Annotated in this window: 1 protein-coding gene; it reads right to left on the reverse strand. The window is 32.9% G+C overall.

The window, feature by feature from the left end; translation table 11 throughout:
• Nucleotides 1-570 (reverse strand): glycosyltransferase family protein (locus tag EZH24_RS13120; protein ID WP_473807491.1); only part of this gene is annotated, 570 nt, incomplete at its 3' end.
• Between the last annotated feature and the right edge of the window lie 83 nt (nucleotides 571-653).

The raw sequence follows: 653 nt of genomic DNA on the forward strand, positions 1-653 counted from the left end.
TCTCGCCGTTGGAACTTGGCAGATTTTATAACCTAAATTATTCGCATGAACCAACGGATAATAGCAATATTCGTAAGTATTAAATTCTTCTCTAAACCAATCCATTCTTTCGTCTAAAATATATTTTCTCGAAAAACCTTTATAACCGTTGCAAACATCGTCATAATGAAATCTCGAAGTCAAACTAATCAAAGGAGATGCAATTAATCTAATTCCTATTTTTCTTAAAAATGGCGTATTCTCTTCTCTTCCGCCTAAAGTAAATCTCGTAGCTTGAACGACATCGAAACCTTCTTCCAACTTTTCCAAAAATAACGGCAAACTTTCATGAACATTGTCTTTATCGTTTCCGTCAACCATTATCGCTCCTTCATATCCCATTTCAATAGTTTGATAGAAACCTTGTTTTAATTGAACGCCTTGCCCTATTTTATCGCTAACATTAATTAAAAGCCCAACGCATCCGTAATTTTTAACGAAATCTGGATTCGAGGAATTATCTTTACTCCCGCCATCGCAAATGAAAACATCGCATATATTAAAAATATTACTTGCTTTCATTTTATTCATTTGAGATATAAATCTTTCGCCTTCGTTAATCACGGGAATTAATAAAGCGTATTTATTTTTCCTTTCTCGCTAAAAATATAACT

This window comes from Brachyspira catarrhinii (assembly GCF_005518285.1).
GTDB lineage: Bacteria > Spirochaetota > Brachyspiria > Brachyspirales > Brachyspiraceae > Brachyspira > Brachyspira catarrhinii.